Source organism: Candidatus Phytoplasma citri, assembly GCF_002009625.1.
GTDB lineage: Bacteria > Bacillota_I > Bacilli_A > Acholeplasmatales > Acholeplasmataceae > Phytoplasma > Phytoplasma citri.
On the sequence record NZ_MWKN01000086.1, the window covers coordinates 1 to 1,220 of the forward strand.

The 1,220-nt window shown below is 23.5% G+C and carries 2 protein-coding genes; one reads left to right on the forward strand and one right to left on the reverse strand.

Annotated elements, in window-relative coordinates:
• A partial coding sequence (locus B2G44_RS02355; protein ID WP_180372478.1) for a hypothetical protein occupies nucleotides 1–191 on the forward strand: 191 nt, incomplete at its 5' end.
• Nucleotides 192–203: 12 nt separating this feature from the next.
• On the opposite strand, the gene B2G44_RS02010 is transcribed toward B2G44_RS02355, so the two are convergent.
• Nucleotides 204–965, reverse strand: a complete 762-nt coding sequence (locus tag B2G44_RS02010) for a Bax inhibitor-1/YccA family membrane protein (RefSeq protein WP_078123161.1) — start codon at nucleotides 963–965, stop codon at nucleotides 204–206.
• Between the last annotated feature and the right edge of the window lie 255 nt (nucleotides 966–1,220).

A 1,220-nucleotide genomic window follows, 5' to 3' on the forward strand; every position in this document is an offset into this window, starting at 1 on the left:
GTTTTATGCAGCGATTTATCTTTGCTGTTTTATTTACAATCAGCCCCCGTCCAAACCGGACAAGCAAGTTTCCAAGCATCCGGCTTTCCATAATTTACTCTTTTTCAAGAACTAATTTCCCATCGCGGTCAATTAACTATTTATTCTTATTGTTCTTATTCTTTCTAATATCATGTAATATTTATTATTAATTATTAAATTATTTATCTTTTATTTTCTTGATAATCGATAAATCTCAACAACAAAATAACAAAATCTAGAAATAAATTAATTAAAATTATGTGAAAAGAAAAAGCCAAAGCCCACTCATACTTTTTATCTAAACGTTTTTTAATTAAACATTCTACCGCAGCAAAATTTCTAGACAACTCTAAAGAACCAATAAAAATGCTAATAATAGAAATTATGAATCCTAAAAAACTACTTTGTATAAAAACATTTATACTCTCAAAAAACATTAAAAAGATAATTAATATAAATAGAAAAAATTTTAATTTATAATTAACTTTTACAACTCCTAAAGAATATAAAAGATTCATAAACACAAACAAAACACAAACACATATTAAAGCAAATGACAAAATAGATAATAAACCCGAATAATTAATATTTACTACACTAAAAAAGCTACCCATAAATATTCCTTGAAATAAGGAATATAAAATAGAAACTGTTTTCAAACTTTTATATTTAAAAAAACCACTATAAAAAACCAAACCCAAACTTATACCAAAAGCGGTTAACACAGACACGAAAGACAAATTTAACTGAATAGGTAACGAAAAAATAGATAAAAAATAAAAATACGATAGACCACTACATAAACTAATCATAAGCAAAAACAAAGTTTTAATAACAATGCCTAATCTATTAGAATAATCGTTTGTAAAATAATTATTTTTAATTTGAGTTTTAGAAACATTAATAATATTGGTTAAAATAAAATTTTTATCTCGTTTAATCATTTTAATAAATATTTAAAAACCCTTTCTATTTATTTTTTTATAATTCATTAGTGTAAAAAAACAACTCTTAAATATAATAATAAAAAAATCAAAAAATTAACAATGAATTAAATTTAAATAATTAACTATTTATTTTTAATATACGGATAGATTAATTGTGTTTTATGCAGCGATTTATCTTTGCTGTTTTATTTACAATCAGCCCCCGTCCAAACGGTGCGAGCAAGTTTCCAAGCACACCGCTTTCCCTAATTT

Coding starts and splice junctions, on each gene's coding strand:
- B2G44_RS02010 (WP_078123161.1), bottom strand. CDS start 965: ATGATTAAACGAGATAAAAATTTTATTTTAACCAATATTATTAATGTT.